Consider the following 16,369-nt stretch of genomic DNA (forward strand, 5'->3'; position numbering starts at 1 on the left):
GCAAGGTGAATCTGGACCGATGAAATAATGCCAAGAAAATGCACGCCGCCGAGCGAGTGCCGTCAATCTGCTTTCTTTGGGGGCTATGAACCTACTTTCCCGCTTCCGTCCCTCTCTGCTGCTGCGGCAGCTGCCTGCTCCGCTGGCCCTCGGCCTGTTGCTACTGAGCGCCTGTAATTCCGGCACCGAGCAATCGGGGGCGGCCACCGATACTGCCGCCGCCGCCGCGCCCGAACCCACCAACGACAACGGCTCTTGGTACCGGCAGTACCGCGGCCTGCTGCCCGGCTCCTCCGATAGCGTAACGCTGCACCTGCAGCGGCTGGGCACCGAGCCCGGCGACGACCGCCCGGCCCGCATCGTGGGTTTCTACGTCGGTGCCGATGGCCAGCCCTACGAGCTGGGCGGCGACACGGGCAGCAAAGGTGACAGCCTCAACCTGCGCGACCTGAGCAAGGGGCTGGCTGCGGCTGTGGCCAGCGGCGATGCTGACGATGAAGACGAACCGCTGGAAACCGGTCCGCAGTGGCTGTTTAAGGAGGACGCCAACCAACTGGTAGGCAGCCACAACGGCCAGCCAGTGCAGCTGCAGCGGCTGCGGCCGGGCTCCGGCGTCCGCTTTGCCGCCCGCAATTTCGTGGCCGATGTGGTGCCTCGCCCCGACCATCCGGAAGACAGCATTCGCGGCCACCGGGTAATGCACGCGCTGGTGCCTTTCATGGCTCCCAACCAGGAGGTGCTGGCCGCCAATATCCGCCGCGGTTTGCACGGCGATACGCTCGATACCGCGCCCGTCCCAGCCCTCGACTCCATCTGGCACGAGCAGCTGCGTGCCTTCACCCGAGACTACCGCTCCGACGCTACCCCGCTCCTGGTGGCTGCCGCCAAGGATAAGTCCGGGGAGTACCGCCCGCTCGAAAGCCTGGCCTACGAGCAGGAAGTGAACACCTACGTGCTCTGGAACGAAGGCGACCTGCTAAGCATGGGTTTCTTCGGCTACGACTACTCGGGTGGGGCCCACGGCATCTATGGCACCTACGTGCAGAGCTACGACACCCGCACCGGTAAGTCGTTGCGCTACGACGATATTTTCCAGGCCAGTGCCAAGGCTAAGCTGGAAAAGCTGCTCGGCCAGTACGCCCGCCCCAGCCTGGGCCTGGGCGCCAACGAGCCGCTGTCGAAAACCCTATCGGTGAAAACGTTGCCCGTTACCCGCAACGTGTACCTGACCAGCGGCGGCGCCGTGTTCGTGTACCTGCCCTATGAAATTGCCGCGTATGTATATGGGCAAATCAGCGTGTTTGTGCCATTTTCGGCCATGAACGGCCTGCTGAAGCCAGGCCTGCCGGTCGGTGGCAACCCGGCCCTGGCCGCCCGCTAGGAGCACGAGCGCTAAATCGCGCAAAAGTCCGTGGCACCTGAACCAGGCAAGCGCCGGCCCCTGTGCCGGTTGCCCCTAGTTGGGGGGCGCGGACTTTTGCGTGGCTTTTTATGCTGCCGCCCTAATGGAGCCGGACGTTGTGTAAAATACCGGGCTTTGCAGGCCGAATCAGAATAAGCGTACTGCTTGGCTGTATCTTTGTAGTCGTGGCTGTAGCCCCTTGTGGTACCGCCCAACCCGACCAGCTTTGTTCCCGCCAACGAGTAGGGCAACAATTCGGAACCTCATTTCCTCCTCACCACCCCACATCCATGCACGCCCCCAAATTTGCGGCTTCCCGTTCCTTCCACCAGGAACTGAAGCGGCGCACGGCCGACTATTTTGCCGAGGCCGGTAAAAGTACTACCGGTGGCAAGACCCTGTTCTTTAAGGCCCTGCTGCTCACTGGTGCCTTCGTTGGCGTTTACCTACACCTCGTGTTCTGGACGCCGCCTGCTTTGCTGGGCATTATCGAGGCCGTGGTGCTAGGCCTGTTGGGTGCGGCCATCGGCTTCAACGTGATGCATGACGGCGCCCACGGTTCGTTCAGCAAGCGTAAGTGGATGAATCAGTTTGCCTCCTTTACGCTCAACGTGCTGGGCGGCAACTCCTTCATGTGGCACAACAAGCACAACCTCATCCACCACATGTACACCAACGTGGAGGGTGTAGATGACGACCTCGATGCGCAGCCTTGGTTGCGCCTAAGCCCCGAGCAGCCGCGCCGGTTGTTGCACCGCTTCCAGCACCTGTACTTCTGGTTTTTCTACGCTCTGCTGTTCATCGCCTGGATCTTCTTCATGGATTACCAGAAGTACTTCAAGGGCAAAATCGGCGACATAGCCATCAAGAAAATGACGGCTTCCGACGAAGGCGTATTCTGGGGCTTCAAAGCGCTGCATTTGGTCCTGTTCGTGGTTCTGCCAATTTACACGGTCGGTATTGTGAGCTGGCTGGTGGGCTTCCTCGTATTTGCGGCGGTGGCCGGCTTCACGCTTAGCATCGTATTCCAGTTGGCCCACACCGTTGAGCAAACATCTTTCGTGGTGCCCCACGAAACCACCCGCAAAATCGAGGACGAGTGGGCCATCCACCAGATCCGCACTACCGCCAACTTCGCCACCGACAGCAAGCTCATCAGCTGGCTCGTGGGCGGGCTCAACTTCCAGGTTGAGCACCACCTGTTCCCCAACATCTCGCACGTGCACTACCCGGCCCTCAACAAAATCATCCGCCAGATGTGCACCGAGTTCAATGTGGAGTACAACGAGTACCCCAAAATGCGCTATGCCGTAGCCTCCCACGTAGCCCACCTACGCGAGCTAGGCAGGCGGTAAACCAAGTTCAGGAAACTGAAGAGGCATCCCCTTCTGCTGCCAGTGCTCCGGTACTGACAGCAGAAGGGGATGCCTCTTCAGTTAAAGCCTTTGTCAGTGCTTGCCGGGCCACCCGCTCCGTTGCGCACTGGGCGTCATACACTCGTTCCCGGCGGCGGCTTTCGGGTATGACAGCTAAGATGATGAGCAGGGTAGAGAGAAGAGGTAACGTCACGGCAGGTACAACCCACCACCATGACCGGTTATAGGCGCGGGCAATGTAGATGGTGGTCATAGTTGACAATAGCCACCCTGCTTTCAGCATGTATAGTTCCAAGTTGCTACGCGAGACTCCTAATCAGAATAATCATTTGTTTTAGCCCCGCACCTTGCCACGCTTTATCAGGTAGGCATACAGCACTTTGTCGAACGGCTCGCGGATATCAACCGGTACGAAGTCGATTTTGTACTGGCCGCAGCGCAGCGCTAACTCCTGCTCGTAGCGGCGCATAGCGGCCTGGTACTGCTCGCGCACCTGGTTGGGCTGTAGCTTGAGGGTCTGGCCGGTTTCGAGGTCTTCGAACAGGTAGGGGCGGTCCTGGAAGTTAAAATCGGCCTCGGTGGCGCGGTCCATCACGTGGAACAGCAGTACTTCGTGGTGCTGATGGCGCAGGTGTTGCAGCGCGGCCAGCATCTCGTCCTGCTCCTCGGGGGCGCGGCCCAGCATATCGGAAAACAACACGACCAACGAGCGTTTCGGGATTTGCTGGGCTATGGTGTGGATGACGCCCGCTACATCGGTGCGGGCCCGGCCCGGGGCGGCGGGCCGCTCCAGCAGCTGTTGCAGCGTGAGCAGCAGCGTGTGGCGGTGGGTGCTGGTCGAGCGCACCGGTGTCTGCAGTTCCACGGTATCGGCAAACGTAACGAGGCCCACGGCGTCGCGCTGCTTTTGTAGCAGGGTGGTAAGGGCCGCTGCGCACAGCACCGAGAAGTGCAGCTTGTCGTGGCCGGGAGCGGGGTAGTACATGCTCGGGCTCACATCGAGCAGCAGGTGGCAGCGTAGGTTAGTTTCCTCCTCATAGCGCTTCACAAACAGCTTGTCGGTGCGGGCAAATACCTTCCAGTCGAGGTGGCGGGTGCTTTCGCCGGGGTTGTAGAGACGGTGCTCCGAAAACTCGACCGAAAACCCATGATAGGGCGACTGGTGCAGGCCCGTAATGAAGCCCTCCACCAGCTGGCGGGCCAGAAATTCGAGGTTGGTAAAGGAGCGGACGGCGGCTAAATCGAGCGGTTGGGCCATAGCTGGGAGGAGGGAAGCAGGAGGAAGAGCAAGATACGGCCGAATCGGGGGCAGGCGTCGCCACCACCCCTGCAACGGGGTGCGGACCGGTCCGGTGTTCGGCAAGAGTACTCGTTATAATCTTGTTTTCACGCCCCAGACAATCTGAATAGCGCTGACGCAAATCATGGTATAAATCAATTTAAAAGCTATTTTCTCAACTATTGTCCTGCAATAAGAAAATTTTGGCCGCAAAACTTCCTAATATTCTGGTAACTGCGTATTTTGCATTCAACTTCAATCATCTTAGAAAAACCAAACTTTAACGGAAAGGCCAGTGGAAGACCGCTACGAACAAGAAGAAATTTACTCCCAACGCATTAAAGCCGGCAAGCGCACGTACTTTTTCGACGTGAAAGCCACCCGCGGGCAGGACTATTATCTGACCATCACGGAAAGCAAACGCCGCCTGCGCGACGACGATACTTTTTCCTACGAAAAGCACAAGATTTTCCTCTACAAGGAAGACTTTCTTAAGTTCGTAGATGCCCTGCAGGATGCAGTAGAGTACGTGCGCGAGGAATTGCTGACGGCCGAGGAAGTGGCCGAGCTCGACCGCCCGCGCCCCGCCTACGAGGAGCGCGACAACCGGGATAACCGCGAAAACAACGACGGCAACAGCTACAACAGCCCCGACGCGACTTATTAGCCCCCACTCATAGCCCTGCGCCTACCGAAACAAGCTTTACCTACTACCCGCTTACCACAGCGCGCGCCCGGCTTCGGCTTGGGCGCGCGCTGCTGGTTTGTGGCCGGCTCGTTTGGGCTGGCGCGTGCTTTCCTTGGAAAAGCCCCGTACCTTTGCCCCCTGAATTGCCAGGCAGCCTGCCGGGGCAATTTTTACTTTCTACTTCTTCATTTCAACCAAATACAATGGGTCTCCGCTGCGGTATCGTCGGCCTGCCGAATGTTGGCAAATCCACGCTTTTCAACGCCCTTTCCAACGCCAAAGCCGAATCGGCCAACTACCCGTTCTGCACCATCGAGCCCAACGTGGGCGTGATTACGGTGCCCGACGAGCGGCTGCGGATTCTGGAGGAGTTGGTAAACCCCAAGCGGGTGCTGCCCACCATTATCGAGTTCGTCGATATTGCCGGCCTCGTGAAAGGCGCCAGCAAGGGCGAAGGCCTGGGCAATAAATTCCTGGCCAACATCCGCGAGGTCGACGCCATTATCCACGTCGTGCGCTGCTTCGATGATGAGAACATCGTGCACGTGGCCGGCGGCGTCGATCCGGTGTTTGACAAGGACGTAATCGACACCGAGCTGCAGATCAAGGATCTGGAGAGCGTTGATAAGAAGCTGGCTAAGTCGGAACGCTCGGCTAAGAGCGGCGATGCGGCCGCCAAGAAGGAAGTGGTGGTGCTGCAACGGTTCAAGGATGCCCTGGAGGCCGGCCAGAACGCCCGCGCCCTCGACGTTACGCCCGAGGAGCTGGAGGCAGTGGCCGATTTGCAGCTGCTCACCATTAAGCCCGTGATTTACGTGGCCAACGTAGACGAAGGCAGCATCCAGAATGGCAATGCCCACGTGGCGGCCCTGCAGGCCCACGTGGCCCAGGAGGGTGCCGAAGTGGTGCTGGTGTCGGCCGCCATCGAGTCGCAGATTGCCGAAATGGAAGACCCCGAGGAAAAAGAAATGTTCCTGGGCGAGTACGGCCTCACCGAGTCGGGCCTCAACCGCCTCATCCGCGCTTCCTACTCGCTGCTCAACCTGATTACCTACTTCACGGCCGGTGTGCAGGAAGTACGGGCCTGGACGGTGCACCGGGGCGACAAAGCCCCCGCCGCCGCCGGCGTCATCCACTCCGATTTTGAGAAGGGTTTCATCCGGGCCGAGGTAATCAAACTGCCCGATTACCAGCAGTACAAGACGGAAGCCAAAATCAAGGAAGCCGGTAAAATGGCTGTGGAAGGCAAGGAGTACGTGGTGCAGGATGGCGACATCATGCACTTCCGCTTCAACGTCTGATCACGGATTAGCACGGATTCTAGCGGATTTCACGGATTTTGTAGCTGGCTCGTTGAACGGAGTGGTGCCACGAATTGCCCTACGGCTTCGTAGCACCACGCTCGTTGCCCGCTTTTCCGGAACAAGTAAAACCGCATAGCTTCTACACTTTCTGAATCTAAAAAACTGGCAGTCAGTATGCCAGCTAACAGCTCAGCCCCAAGGCTATGGATGTAAAAGACAGCAACGGCAACCTGCTTGCCGAGGGCGACTCGGTGACGCTGATTAAGGACCTGAAAGTGAAGGGTTCGTCGCTCACGCTCAAGCGCGGCACGGTGGTCAAGAACATCCGCCTCACCAACAGCCCTGCCGAAGTAGAGGGCCGGGCTGGTGGCAGCACCATGGTGCTGAAAACCGAGTTTCTGAAGAAGGCCTAGCGGCCCCGCACCATGCCGCTGTGGTTCTGCCGCGTGTGCGGCCTCGATTACGATGAGTCGCCCTGGGGACCCGATGGGCACACGCCCGACCATACGCTGTGCGGTTGTTGCGGAGCCGAGTTTGGCTACCACGACGCTACGCCCACCGCCGCCCGGCAGTATCGGGCGCAGTGGCTGGCGGCCGGGGCTGGCTTGTTTTATCCCAACCTGGCGCCCGCCAATTGGCAGCTAGCCGAACAGCTGGCCCAGATTCCGGTTGCTTATCAATAACCCGTAATCACCGCCCCGTTTCTTCATGGGAATTATTGATAACCTGCTGTTTGCCCTGCCCGTCTGCCTGATTTCGGCGCTGATTACCGTCTACATTGCCCACATGTATGGGCGGCGGTTCTGGCCCTGGCTGCTGTTCGGCTTCTTTGTGCCGCTACTGTCCACCTTTGTCGCCATTGCTCTCGGCATCCGCGACGCCCGCCGCAATGGCGAATGAGTGACTTTTTACTTCACTCACCGCCTCAATCCAACGACTGCCAAAGGTACTTGCTGGCCAGAGTGCGGTGGGGGCGCCAGGGCTCGGCCAGCGCGGTGAGGCGGCGCAACAGGGCGCGGCCGGTTTCTTCGAGGCCGTAGTGGCGGCGCATGGCGTTCTGGATGCCCAGGTCGCCTTCCGGGAATACGTCGGGCATGTCCAGCGCGAACATGCACAGCATCTGGGCGGTCCAGCGGCCTACGCCTTTTATTTGGGTGAGATGCCGGGTTAATTCCTCTTCATCCAGCTGGCTGAGACGGGCGTGGTTGAGCTCATCGCGCAGGTAAAAATTGGCAATGGCGCGCAGATAGCCGGCTTTCTGGTGCGAGAGGCCGGCCGTGCGCAGCTCCTCGTCGGAAAACGCCAGCAGCGCCGCCGGCTCGGGGTAGCCCTCGGGCCCGAATAGCGCTTGGAATTTGCGCCAGATAGCTGCCGCGGCCTTGGTCGAAATCTGCTGGCTCACGATGGCCCGTAGCAGGCCCAGGTACAGGTCTTCGTGGGCAGCGGGGGCAATGGGCCGGCCGGCGTCAATCAGGCGGGCCAGCACCGGGTCGGCGGCGCACAGGTAGCGCAGGGCGGCTTCGGGCGAGGGAGTAGGCATAGGGCAAAAGGTAACCGACGGCTATTCCAAGTCGATATCAAGCGGCGAGGTGGGTACCGCAAATTCGGCCAATACCTCGCCGGCTGCCGAGAGGCGCACGCCAATCAGGCCCCGGTTCAGGTAGGCTCCGGTGTCGACGTACAGCGCGTTGGTAAGCGAGTCGAGCAGGATTTTCCCATCCGGGGTGGGCGTGTGCCCCACCACCTGGCGGCGATTCTCCAGCGCCAGCAGCGGCCCGCGCCGCCACAGCACGCCGTTGGGGTCGTCGGGCTCCAGGGGCGTGGGCGTGCCGGCAAAACCGGCGTGGCTGACCACTACCTGGTCGTTGGTCCAGAATAGGGGCCTCTCGTGCAGCCAGGCCAGGTGTTCGCGCAGAAGCTGGGGCCGCCCCCGGTACTGATCCACGGTCGTCTGGCCGCCCCAACTCAGCCACGGCCGGTGGGGGCCGTGGGGGCCGTAGTGGCGCATCATGGCATGTTCATGGTTGCCCAGCAGAAACACCGTGCGGTCGGGGTGGGCCGCTTCCAGCTCGCGGGCCAGCGTTACGCAATCGGGCACGCCGTGGCCCCGGTCTACCAGGTCGCCCACCTGCACCAGCAATTCCTGCTCCGGCTGCCAGTGCCGCAACACCGCCCGGAAGGTGTGGGAGCACCCATGCACGTCGCCGATAACGAATAGATTCATTGGTAAGCTGTTAGCCACTTCTGTTGAATGAAAGCTGTCAGCTAACAGCTTGGAAATTAGTGCATCCCTGGCTCGGGCTCGGTGCTAAGGCCAAGTTTCTTGACCAGCGGCCCGATGGTGAGGCCCTGCACGATGATGCTGAACACGACGACCACGTAAGTGATGCCGACAATCAGGTCGCGGGGCATAGTGGCGGGCAGCGACAAAGCCAGCGCTACCGAAATACCGCCCCGCAAACCGCCCCAACTGAGCACCCGCAACGTGGGCCCGTTGAAATCGGTGTAGCGGCGCAGAAAGCTCAGCGGCAGCGCCACCGAGATAAAGCGGGCCAGCAGCGTGAGCACAATGGCCACCACGCCCACCAGCAGCACCGAGTTGCTGATGTCGAGTACCAGCATTTCAAGGCCGATAAGTACGAAGAGCACCGCGTTCAGGATTTCGTCGAGCATTTCCCAGAACTTGTCGAGGTACTCACGCGTCAGGTCCGACATGCCCTTTGCCCGGCCCTTATCACCCACAATCAGGCCCGCTACCACAATAGCCAGCGGCCCCGAGGTATGCCAGGATGAGGCCAGGGCCGTGCCGCCCATCACCAGGGCCAGCGTAATGAGTACCTCAATCTTGTAGTTATCGATGGTGCGCAGGGCCCAGTAGGCGGCGTAGCCCAGCAGCACACCCAGAATGATTCCGCCCACCGCCTCGCGCAAAAACAGCTCGCCGATAAACGAGGCCGTGGCCTTGTCGGTGCCATACACGGCAATTTCGTAGAGGCTGATGAACACCACCACGGCAATGCCGTCGTTAAACAGCGACTCGCCCACAATCTTGATTTCCAGGTTTTTGCTGATGCGTGCCTGCTTGAGAATGCCCATCACGGCAATCGGGTCGGTGGGCGAAATCAGGGCCCCGAACAGCAGGCAATAGATGTAGGGCGTCGGGAAGCCCATCAGCGGCAGCAGGTAGTACATGCCCGTGGCCACGAGCAGCGTCGAGAGCAGCGTCCCGATGACGGCCATGGCCGCCACCGCCCCGCGCTCCTTGCCCAGCGTACGCACATCGACGTGCAGCGCGCCGGCAAACAGCAGGAAGCTCAGCATCACTTCCATCAGCACCTTATGGAAATCGATGCTGCGCACGAGCTGGCTGGCCGTGAGCACCCAATGCACCCCCAGCCGGCCCAGCCCAATGGCCACCATCGAGGAAACAAGGGCCAGAATCATCAGGCCGATGGTGGAAGGCAGCCGCAGGAAACGGTGATTGATGTAACCGAAAGCTGCCGCTATGACCAATAGCAACGTCAGGGTATTATATAACTCCATGCAGAAAAAGAGGGAAAAGGATTTCAGTAAAAGACGCAAATTCAAAACGAATCAAGGAATCGTAGCGCGAAACGGAGTTGAGCGGCTGCCGCTTCCGTCCTACAACTCGGCCAGGGCCGCTTCTACCCGCGTCAGCATGGCGTCGTCCACATCAAGGTGCGTAACGAAGCGGATGAGCTGGGGGCCGAACGAGGAGGCCCGGATACCGCGCTGCTCCAGGTGCGCCAGAAAATGCTCGGCGGGCATGGCATCGGCGAGGCGGAATATAACAAGGTTGGTTTCGACGGGCAGCACCTCGGTCACGTAGGAGCGGGCCGTGAGCATGTCGGCCAGCTGCCGGGCGCGGCGGTGGTCGTCGGCGAGGCGCGCAACGTTGTGCTCGAGGGCGTAGAGGCCCGCGGCGGCCAGGTAGCCGGCCTGCCGCATGCCGCCGCCCATTACCTTGCGAATCCGCTGGCACTTGGCAATAAACGCCTTGGAGCCCAGCAGTACCGAGCCCACCGGCGCGCCCAGTCCCTTGCTCAGGCACACCGAAATAGTATCGAACAGGCGGCCGTACTCGCGGCCATCCTGGCCGGTGGCTACCAGAGCGTTGAACACCCGGGCCCCATCCAGGTGCAGGGGCAGGCGGTGGCGGTGGGCTACTTCGGCCACTGCCGCCAACTCGGGTAGGGCGTAGCAGCTGCCGCCGCCCCGGTTGTGGGTGTTTTCGAGGGAAATCAGGCGGGTGATGGGGTAGTGCACATTCTCGGGGCGGATGGCGGCCTCCACCTGCGCGGCCGTCAGGCGGCCCCGGTCGCCGGCCAACAGGGCCACCGAAGCGCCCGAATGGAAGGCAATGCCGCCCACTTCCCACAAATAGATGTGCGAAGTCTGCTCGCAAATAACCTCGCTCATGGGCTCGGTGTGGGCCTTGATGGCGACCTGATTGGTCATGGTGCCCGAGGGGCAGAACAGGCCGGCTTCGAGGCCGAAGCGGGCGGCCGTTTCGGCCTCCAGGGCCCGCACGGTGGGGTCTTCGCCATACACGTCGTCGCCGACCGGGGCCTGGAACATGGCCTCCAGCATGGCGGGCGTGGGGCGGGTAACGGTGTCGGAGCGCAGGTCGATAAGGGGGTGGGTCATGGGAGGTAGTAAGGGTAAAATCAGCGAAAGGTTTTCGGGTGTCAAATTTAGTCGTTACTTTTGCCCCTCAATTACCGAAAGACTTAACCGACCCGGAAAAAATGAGCGTTACCCGTCTGAAGCGGAAGCACCGCAAGAACATTGCCCGCGCCAACAACAAGCAGCGCATCATCAAGCAACTCCTGTTGACCCCCGTTCTGAAGAACGTGGACCTCGACGAGCTGAAGTCGCGCTTCGGCCAGAAGAGCGAAGCCAAAACCGAAGCCGCCGCCTAACCCGCGCCGCCTCTGGCTGCCCGTATCCCGGTGTCGGTGGGTTTGCTAGCCAGCCTTTTCAAAGTGCCTTCTCTACGTCAGGGAAGGCACTTTTTGGGTTGACAGGGCTCATTCGCCCTTCCCGCGGCTGCCTAGTTCCACGGCCTGCAACTGCTGCACTTTGCCACCAGCCACCTCAAAAAGCAGTAGCGTACGCACCTGATGAAACCCGTGGCGGCCGGCCGCACCGGGGTTGAGGTGCAGCAACTGGCGGGCCTTGTCGGGCATTACTTTGAGGATGTGCGAGTGGCCGCTGATGAACAGGCCCGGCCGGTGCTGCGCTACCAGGGCGCGCCCAGCGGGGCTGTAGTGGCCGGGGTAGCCGCCAATGTGCGTCATGAGCACCCGCAGGCCCTCGAGCTCGAAGCTCTGCACCAGCGGCTGGCTCAGGCGCACGTCGCGCCCATCAATGTTGCCATACACGCCCCGCAGCGGCGCCAGCTGCTCCAGCTGCTCCACAACGGCCGCGTTGCCAAAGTCGCCGGCGTGCCATATTTCGTCGCAGCCGCGCAAATGGTGCAGTATCCGGTCGTCGAGGTAGCTGTGGGTGTCGGAAAGCAGGCCGATTTTTTTCATGGGGCGAAGGTAGGAAGTGGTGAAACAGGGAGTTGATGTCCTGGGGCGCTTACGGCACAAGTAGCGCAAGCAGCGCCACTGAACTTTCCCCCATCATTCTACCAGCTCCCTATTTCGCTTCTTGCGAACCCAACCGCCTGCTTCGCGTATCTTGCCCGGCCCGGCAACCTTTTCGTTTCCGGAGAAATATGCTGTGCTTTGCAGCCAGTCGCTTTCGTTTTCACTTGCCTCCTGCTCACCCCGCCGAGATGAACGTTTTCATCAACGACATTCCGCTGATTATTAAAAAAAACAGCGAAAAGATTTACAAGCATAAGTACGACCTGATTCTGAATCCGGAGGACGAGTTTTCGTCGAAGGACCTGATTGGCGATGTGCTGGTGCGCGACGTAACCGATGGGTTCGTTGACCGGTTGCTGCGGCTAATGGAGGTGAAGAAGCTGAAAAAGCTGACCTCTATGACGCTGCTGGCCCGCAAGAAAAAGCGGCTCATCCTGCACCTCAAAGACCAGTTCCGCATCGTGAAAGCGGCCGGCGGACTGGTGGAAAAGGACGGCATGGTGCTCATGATTTTCCGCCTCGGCAAGTGGGATTTGCCTAAGGGTAAGCTCAAGAAGGACGAAGACCCGGCCCTGGGTGCGTTGCGCGAAGTGGAGGAGGAGTGTAATGTAAAGATTGAGCTGGGCGAAAAGCTGCCCAGTACCTGGCACTCCTACGCCTACAACGGCAACAAAATCCTCAAGAAAACCAACTGGTATACCATGCCCTGCCTCGACGACACGCTGATGAAGCCGCAGGCGGAGGAGTATATTGAAGAAGTGCGCTGGATGACGCCCCAGGAGGCGCTCAGCGTACTCGACGAATCGTATGCCAGCATTGCGCTGGTGGTGCGCCATTACCTGAGCAAAATGGCGGGCCAGATTGCGCCAAGCCCCGAAAAAACTTCTTAGCTTTAGCCTAAACCCGTTACTCATGCGCCCAAATCTATACGTTGCCCTGGCCTTTCTCGCTGCCCTCACTACTGCCTGCAGCGGCTCGCAGGTGGCCGGCGAACGGAGCAGCCCCTCTGCCAGCACTGCCGAAAGCGGCAGCACTGCCGTAGTCGATGTGCCGGCCCTGGTGGGTCGTAATATCGACCAGCTGCGTCGCACGCTCGGTGCCCCCAAGGAAACGCGCGAACAGGCCATTGGTCTGGACCCTACGGCCACCCAGATGAAGGCTACCCGGGGCCAGGACTGGATTAATACCTTTGAGCGCAACGGCACCACGCTGGTTGTGACCTTCGACGCCAGCAGCCGCAAAGTGCGCGACATTGTGCTGCTCGGCGTCGATGAAGACAACCTGCTGCGTGATGCCAATCTAAGCCTGACTTCGCCCGACTACCTGGTGCTGCCCGTTATGAGCCCCGGCAACAGCACCGAACTCATCGGCATGCGCGTAGTAGCCCGGCGCTAGCAGGCAAGCCGAATAGATAACCGTTGACAGAAAAAGCCGCTGCATTCCTCCTTATAAGGGGAATGCAGCGGCTTTTTCTGTCAACGATTACTTCAACTCAGACTTGGGCTGCGGCAGGGCGAAGGGCACGAAATCGTCGATGTTGCCGCCGAAGCGGTGGATTTCGCGGATGATGGTGCTGCTGATGGCGGCCAGCGTGGGCGAGGTGATGAGAAAAACGGTTTCGAGGGCTGGGTTGATGTGGCGGTTGGCCTGGGCAATGGTGTTTTCGTACTCGAAGTCGGTGGTGTTGCGCAGGCCGCGCAGCAGAAACCGGGCTTCCACCTCGCGGGCGAAATCGGCCGTCAGGCCCTGGTATTCCCGTACCGATACCCGGGGCTCGTCGTGAAAAACGCCTTCAATCAGCTCTATCATCTGCCCCACCGGCAGGTAGCGCTGCTTGCTGCTGTTGTTGCCGATGGCAATAATGACTTTATCAAACAGCGCAGTACCCCGGCGTACTACGTCGAGGTGGCCGTTGGTGAACGGGTCGAAAGAGCCAGGAAACAGGGCGATGCGCATGGGTGGTGAGGTGGTTAGAGGTGAAATGGTGAGCTGGTAAAATGGTGCGTTGATGTTGGGGAACCCATTTGCGCTATTTGCGCCGTCTGGCCGCTCGAATATCAACGCATTATTTCATTAGCTCACCATCTCACCTATTCGCAGAGGTGCAGGGCAAATAGCTCGAAGTAGCGATACTCGAACAGGTCGTTGAGGCGGTAGCTGTAGCCCAAATCGAAGGGGCGGTTGCCGAAACGCAGGTGGCGGATATACTTGCGCAGCATCGTGAACAGCTCCGAATCATGCATTAAATCACCCCAGATGACGACCGGGTCTTGGTCGGGGTCGAGCTGCAACTCCTGCATCACCAGGATAACATAGTAAATCAGGTCTTCGGGCGTGCTGAAGGGGTACACATTGCAAAGCAGCGGCTGCTTGCCCTGCATCACGAGTACCGTTAGCTGGCCGGGACCGATGCTGAGGTAGATGCGGCTGGCCCCGCTGGCCTCGCTCTGTTGCGCTACACCCTGCAGCAGGGCGCTGGTGCGGTGTACGAGACGGCCGGCGGGGTAGGCTTGCCCAAACCAGCCGGTCAGGCCCCGGTCAGCCGCAAACAAGCTCACAATGTCCAGGCCGCCGTGGGCATAGGCGTGTACCGACTCGTGCTCGGGGTTCAGCGCATGATGCAGGCCCAGGTAAGCGGTTTCGTCGCCGGAGCGGAACAGGGCGGCGGGCAGCAGCGTGAAGGCCCGGTTGTGCACGGCCAGGCGCACCCGGTGCCAGCCGGTACGGCCCAGCAGGTCGTGCTCGGCGGCCAGCGCCGCCAACTGCTGGGCGTAGCTGAGGCCGGGCCCGGGGGCGGCGTACTCTTCGAGAACCAGAAACTTATTGCGCCGCGCATCGGCTACGCCCAGGCGCAGTCCGGCCGGGCCGGCCGTGATGTAGAGGTTGTAAGCTGCCAGCTGCTCGGGGTCCAATGTTTCGTCGCGCAGGCGGTGCAGGGCCGCCGGGGCCAAAGAAGCAGGAGCAGCAGCAGCAGAAGACGACATGGGCAACAGAAGGGGAGAGGGGAAATAAAAAGGGCCAGTGCGTGCCAGGCAGCGTTCCGGCCCTTAAAGGTACAACGGGCCGGGTTTTACTTAAACCGGATTTGCGGGATGAACACGTCGTCGGAGCTGATGAGGTCGCGCAACACCGGGTGTACCTGCCGGGGCAGCAGCTGGCCCAGCTGCCGCGGCGATACAAACTCCAAGTGCGTCAGCAGCTGCTCGTCGGGGCCATGCTCGGGGTCGCGACCGAGGCGGGGTACGGCGGTGGCATCGAGCGGCAGCACCTCAAAAAACAACTCCAGCGCCTGCAAGGTGGGGTCCTGGTACTCGTGCAGATGCAGAAACCGGCCTACTGAAACAGTCAGGCCGGTTTCTTCTGCAAACTCGCGCTGCAATCCTTGGTGCAGTGTTTCGCCGAACTGCCAGCCCCCGCCCGGCGGCGACCAGAACGGCAGCCCATCGGGCAGCAGGCCGCGGTGGGCCGTAAGCAGCAGGTTGCCCTCGCGGACGAGCAGGCCGCATACCCGCACCCGGGCCCGGCCGGTATAGGCCTGCAGCAGTTCAGTAGACGGGGCAGTAGAAGGAAGATCCATAGAGTACGCAAAGCTACAGTATGAAGCAGTAACGCATTCGGCAGCCCGATATTTCGTTCGTCCGCCGCCCGGAAGCTGCCGCGCAACCCGCCGAAACCCCACCTTTGCCCCATGATAACCCCCAATACTCCCGAACCCCTCGAAGCCTTGCAAGCCCGTATCCGTCGCAAGCTGGTCCGCCAGCACTTCATGCACCACATCGGCGCCGACCTCACGCTAATCGAACCCGGCCGCATCGAGGCTGAGCTGACGTTGCAGCAGCAGCACCAGCAGCACACAGGCTTCGCCCACGGCGGCCTGGTGGCCACCATGGCCGACCTAGTGGCCGGTTTCGCGGCCGTTACGCTTGTGCCCGAGGGCACGGGCGTAGTTACGGTAGAGCTCAAAACCAGCTACCTGCACCCTGGCGTAGGCCAGCGCCTGCGGGCCGTGGGTTGGGTGCTGAAAGCCGGCCGCCGCCTGCACTTCTGCGAGTCGGAGGTGTGGTGCGACGACAAGCTGATTGCCAAAGCCACGGCCACCATGGCCGTTATCGAGCCCAGTTGACTATGGAGGAGACAGCAAGTTTTTTCGTGAGTTGGTTGCGCTGGCAGCAGCAGGATGGCTACGCGCTGTGGATTGATGAGCCCGAACGGGAGCTATATTGGGCGGACGCTCAAGGCAATATTCCTCTGTTTACAACCAGCGAGGAGGTCGGACTACTGGCTGCCAAGCTTGGCGTTCAGATATATATTCAGGCAGAACAGCCCCGCATGATTGATTTAGACTGTGTGTGGCAATGGCTACAACAGTCGCAGAAGCGCCCGCCCAAGGAATGCTTGGCTATCTGGGGTACGTTTAGCGACGTGGGCTCGGGAGTAAGCGTGCCGTTCGATGGCGACCGAAGGAGTGCGGTGCGTAATCGGGTTTTCGATAAGCTGTATTTCAACGACGGTATTTTCCAGATAAATCAGGACGGGAAAATGGACTTTCATGGTCCTCACACTAAACCTTGGATACCAGGCTGGCGGCGGGAGGAGCGCAAAAGGCTGAAACGCGCCCTTCAGCAAGGATTCCGGCTGTGGAATAAGTACACCTACCGGGCAACCATCGACGCGGTACTGCTGCCGTAGCCCCCGCACGGCT

General features: G+C 60.5%; 22 protein-coding genes. 12 read left to right on the forward strand and 10 right to left on the reverse strand.

Annotated elements, in window-relative coordinates; translation table 11 throughout:
- Positions 1-85: 85 nt before the first annotated feature.
- Together BLW21_RS08005 and BLW21_RS08010 are read left to right on the forward strand one after the other, a co-directional pair.
- Complete coding sequence (locus BLW21_RS08005) at positions 86-1,381, forward strand: DUF3298 and DUF4163 domain-containing protein (RefSeq protein ID WP_092738929.1); 1,296 nt, start codon at positions 86-88, stop codon at positions 1,379-1,381.
- 311 nt (positions 1,382-1,692) lie between these two features.
- On the forward strand, positions 1,693-2,757 hold the full coding sequence (locus BLW21_RS08010) for a fatty acid desaturase family protein (protein ID WP_092738930.1): 1,065 nt from the start codon (positions 1,693-1,695) through the stop codon (positions 2,755-2,757).
- A gap of 7 nt (positions 2,758-2,764) precedes the next feature.
- Here the strand turns inward: BLW21_RS08010 and BLW21_RS21090 are convergent, their stop codons facing one another.
- Together BLW21_RS21090 and BLW21_RS08015 are read right to left on the reverse strand one after the other, a co-directional pair.
- Complete coding sequence (locus BLW21_RS21090; protein WP_139255132.1) at positions 2,765-3,031, reverse strand: hypothetical protein; 267 nt, start codon at positions 3,029-3,031, stop codon at positions 2,765-2,767.
- Positions 3,032-3,112: 81 nt separating this feature from the next.
- A complete protein-coding gene (locus BLW21_RS08015; protein WP_092738931.1) occupies positions 3,113-4,036 on the reverse strand; it encodes a DUF58 domain-containing protein in 924 nt (307 codons plus the stop codon).
- A gap of 316 nt (positions 4,037-4,352) precedes the next feature.
- Here BLW21_RS08015 and BLW21_RS08020 point away from each other — a divergent pair, with 316 nt between their 5' ends.
- The 5 genes from BLW21_RS08020 to BLW21_RS08040 all read left to right on the forward strand — a co-directional run bounded on the left by BLW21_RS08020 (position 4,353) and on the right by BLW21_RS08040 (position 6,949).
- Entirely contained in the window at positions 4,353-4,724 is a 372-nt protein-coding gene (locus BLW21_RS08020) for a DUF3276 family protein (RefSeq protein ID WP_092738932.1), read from the forward strand.
- A gap of 224 nt (positions 4,725-4,948) precedes the next feature.
- A complete protein-coding gene (ychF, locus tag BLW21_RS08025) occupies positions 4,949-6,046 on the forward strand; it encodes a redox-regulated ATPase YchF (protein WP_092738933.1) in 1,098 nt (365 codons plus the stop codon).
- Between the two features lie 206 nt (positions 6,047-6,252).
- Positions 6,253-6,462: a zinc ribbon domain-containing protein YjdM gene (locus BLW21_RS08030; RefSeq protein WP_092738934.1), complete on the forward strand. Its 210-nt coding sequence runs from the start codon at positions 6,253-6,255 to the stop codon at positions 6,460-6,462.
- 12 nt (positions 6,463-6,474) lie between these two features.
- Positions 6,475-6,732 carry a hypothetical protein gene (locus BLW21_RS08035; protein WP_092738935.1) on the forward strand — a complete coding sequence of 86 codons (258 nt, stop codon included), beginning with the start codon at positions 6,475-6,477 and terminating at the stop codon, positions 6,730-6,732.
- Positions 6,733-6,757: 25 nt separating this feature from the next.
- Positions 6,758-6,949, forward strand: coding sequence for a hypothetical protein (locus BLW21_RS08040; protein WP_092738936.1), 192 nt, complete (start codon positions 6,758-6,760; stop codon positions 6,947-6,949).
- A 25-nt stretch (positions 6,950-6,974) separates the two neighbouring features.
- Here BLW21_RS08040 and BLW21_RS08045 read toward each other — a convergent pair whose 3' ends face one another.
- From BLW21_RS08045 to ltaE, 4 genes are all read right to left on the reverse strand, one after another.
- Complete coding sequence (locus tag BLW21_RS08045; RefSeq protein ID WP_092738937.1) at positions 6,975-7,589, reverse strand: DNA-3-methyladenine glycosylase family protein; 615 nt, start codon at positions 7,587-7,589, stop codon at positions 6,975-6,977.
- 21 nt (positions 7,590-7,610) lie between these two features.
- A complete protein-coding gene (locus BLW21_RS08050; RefSeq protein ID WP_092738938.1) occupies positions 7,611-8,273 on the reverse strand; it encodes a metallophosphoesterase in 663 nt (220 codons plus the stop codon).
- A 56-nt stretch (positions 8,274-8,329) separates the two neighbouring features.
- On the reverse strand, positions 8,330-9,592 hold the full coding sequence (locus BLW21_RS08055) for a cation:proton antiporter (RefSeq protein WP_092738939.1): 1,263 nt from the start codon (positions 9,590-9,592) through the stop codon (positions 8,330-8,332).
- A 99-nt stretch (positions 9,593-9,691) separates the two neighbouring features.
- On the reverse strand, positions 9,692-10,717 hold the full coding sequence (ltaE, locus tag BLW21_RS08060) for a low-specificity L-threonine aldolase (RefSeq protein WP_092738940.1): 1,026 nt from the start codon (positions 10,715-10,717) through the stop codon (positions 9,692-9,694).
- Positions 10,718-10,818: 101 nt separating this feature from the next.
- On the opposite strand from ltaE, the gene BLW21_RS21490 reads away from it, so the two are divergent.
- Positions 10,819-10,992 (forward strand): hypothetical protein, encoded by a 174-nt coding sequence (locus tag BLW21_RS21490; protein WP_175470902.1) that lies wholly within the window; start codon positions 10,819-10,821, stop codon positions 10,990-10,992.
- Between the two features lie 108 nt (positions 10,993-11,100).
- Here the strand turns inward: BLW21_RS21490 and BLW21_RS08065 are convergent, their stop codons facing one another.
- A complete protein-coding gene (locus tag BLW21_RS08065) occupies positions 11,101-11,607 on the reverse strand; it encodes a metallophosphoesterase family protein (RefSeq protein ID WP_092738941.1) in 507 nt (168 codons plus the stop codon).
- Between the two features lie 248 nt (positions 11,608-11,855).
- Between BLW21_RS08065 and BLW21_RS08070 the strand changes: the two genes are divergently transcribed.
- A complete protein-coding gene (locus BLW21_RS08070; RefSeq protein ID WP_092738942.1) occupies positions 11,856-12,557 on the forward strand; it encodes an NUDIX hydrolase in 702 nt (233 codons plus the stop codon).
- A 22-nt stretch (positions 12,558-12,579) separates the two neighbouring features.
- A complete protein-coding gene (locus BLW21_RS08075) occupies positions 12,580-13,062 on the forward strand; it encodes a hypothetical protein (RefSeq protein ID WP_092738943.1) in 483 nt (160 codons plus the stop codon).
- 87 nt (positions 13,063-13,149) lie between these two features.
- Here the strand turns inward: BLW21_RS08075 and coaD are convergent, their stop codons facing one another.
- From coaD to BLW21_RS08090, 3 genes are all read right to left on the reverse strand, one after another.
- Positions 13,150-13,623: a pantetheine-phosphate adenylyltransferase gene (coaD, locus tag BLW21_RS08080; RefSeq protein WP_092738944.1), complete on the reverse strand. Its 474-nt coding sequence runs from the start codon at positions 13,621-13,623 to the stop codon at positions 13,150-13,152.
- Positions 13,624-13,757: 134 nt separating this feature from the next.
- Complete coding sequence (locus BLW21_RS08085) at positions 13,758-14,651, reverse strand: DUF3822 family protein (protein WP_092738945.1); 894 nt, start codon at positions 14,649-14,651, stop codon at positions 13,758-13,760.
- Positions 14,652-14,737: 86 nt separating this feature from the next.
- On the reverse strand, positions 14,738-15,244 hold the full coding sequence (locus BLW21_RS08090; protein WP_092738946.1) for an NUDIX domain-containing protein: 507 nt from the start codon (positions 15,242-15,244) through the stop codon (positions 14,738-14,740).
- Positions 15,245-15,355: 111 nt separating this feature from the next.
- Here BLW21_RS08090 and BLW21_RS08095 point away from each other — a divergent pair, with 111 nt between their 5' ends.
- A complete protein-coding gene (locus BLW21_RS08095; protein WP_092738947.1) occupies positions 15,356-15,790 on the forward strand; it encodes a PaaI family thioesterase in 435 nt (144 codons plus the stop codon).
- Positions 15,791-15,792: 2 nt separating this feature from the next.
- Positions 15,793-16,356, forward strand: a complete 564-nt coding sequence (locus BLW21_RS08100) for a hypothetical protein (protein ID WP_092738948.1) — start codon at positions 15,793-15,795, stop codon at positions 16,354-16,356.
- The last annotated feature ends 13 nt before the right edge of the window (positions 16,357-16,369 follow it).

This window comes from Hymenobacter psychrophilus, from assembly GCF_900107135.1.
Taxonomy (GTDB): domain Bacteria; phylum Bacteroidota; class Bacteroidia; order Cytophagales; family Hymenobacteraceae; genus Hymenobacter; species Hymenobacter psychrophilus.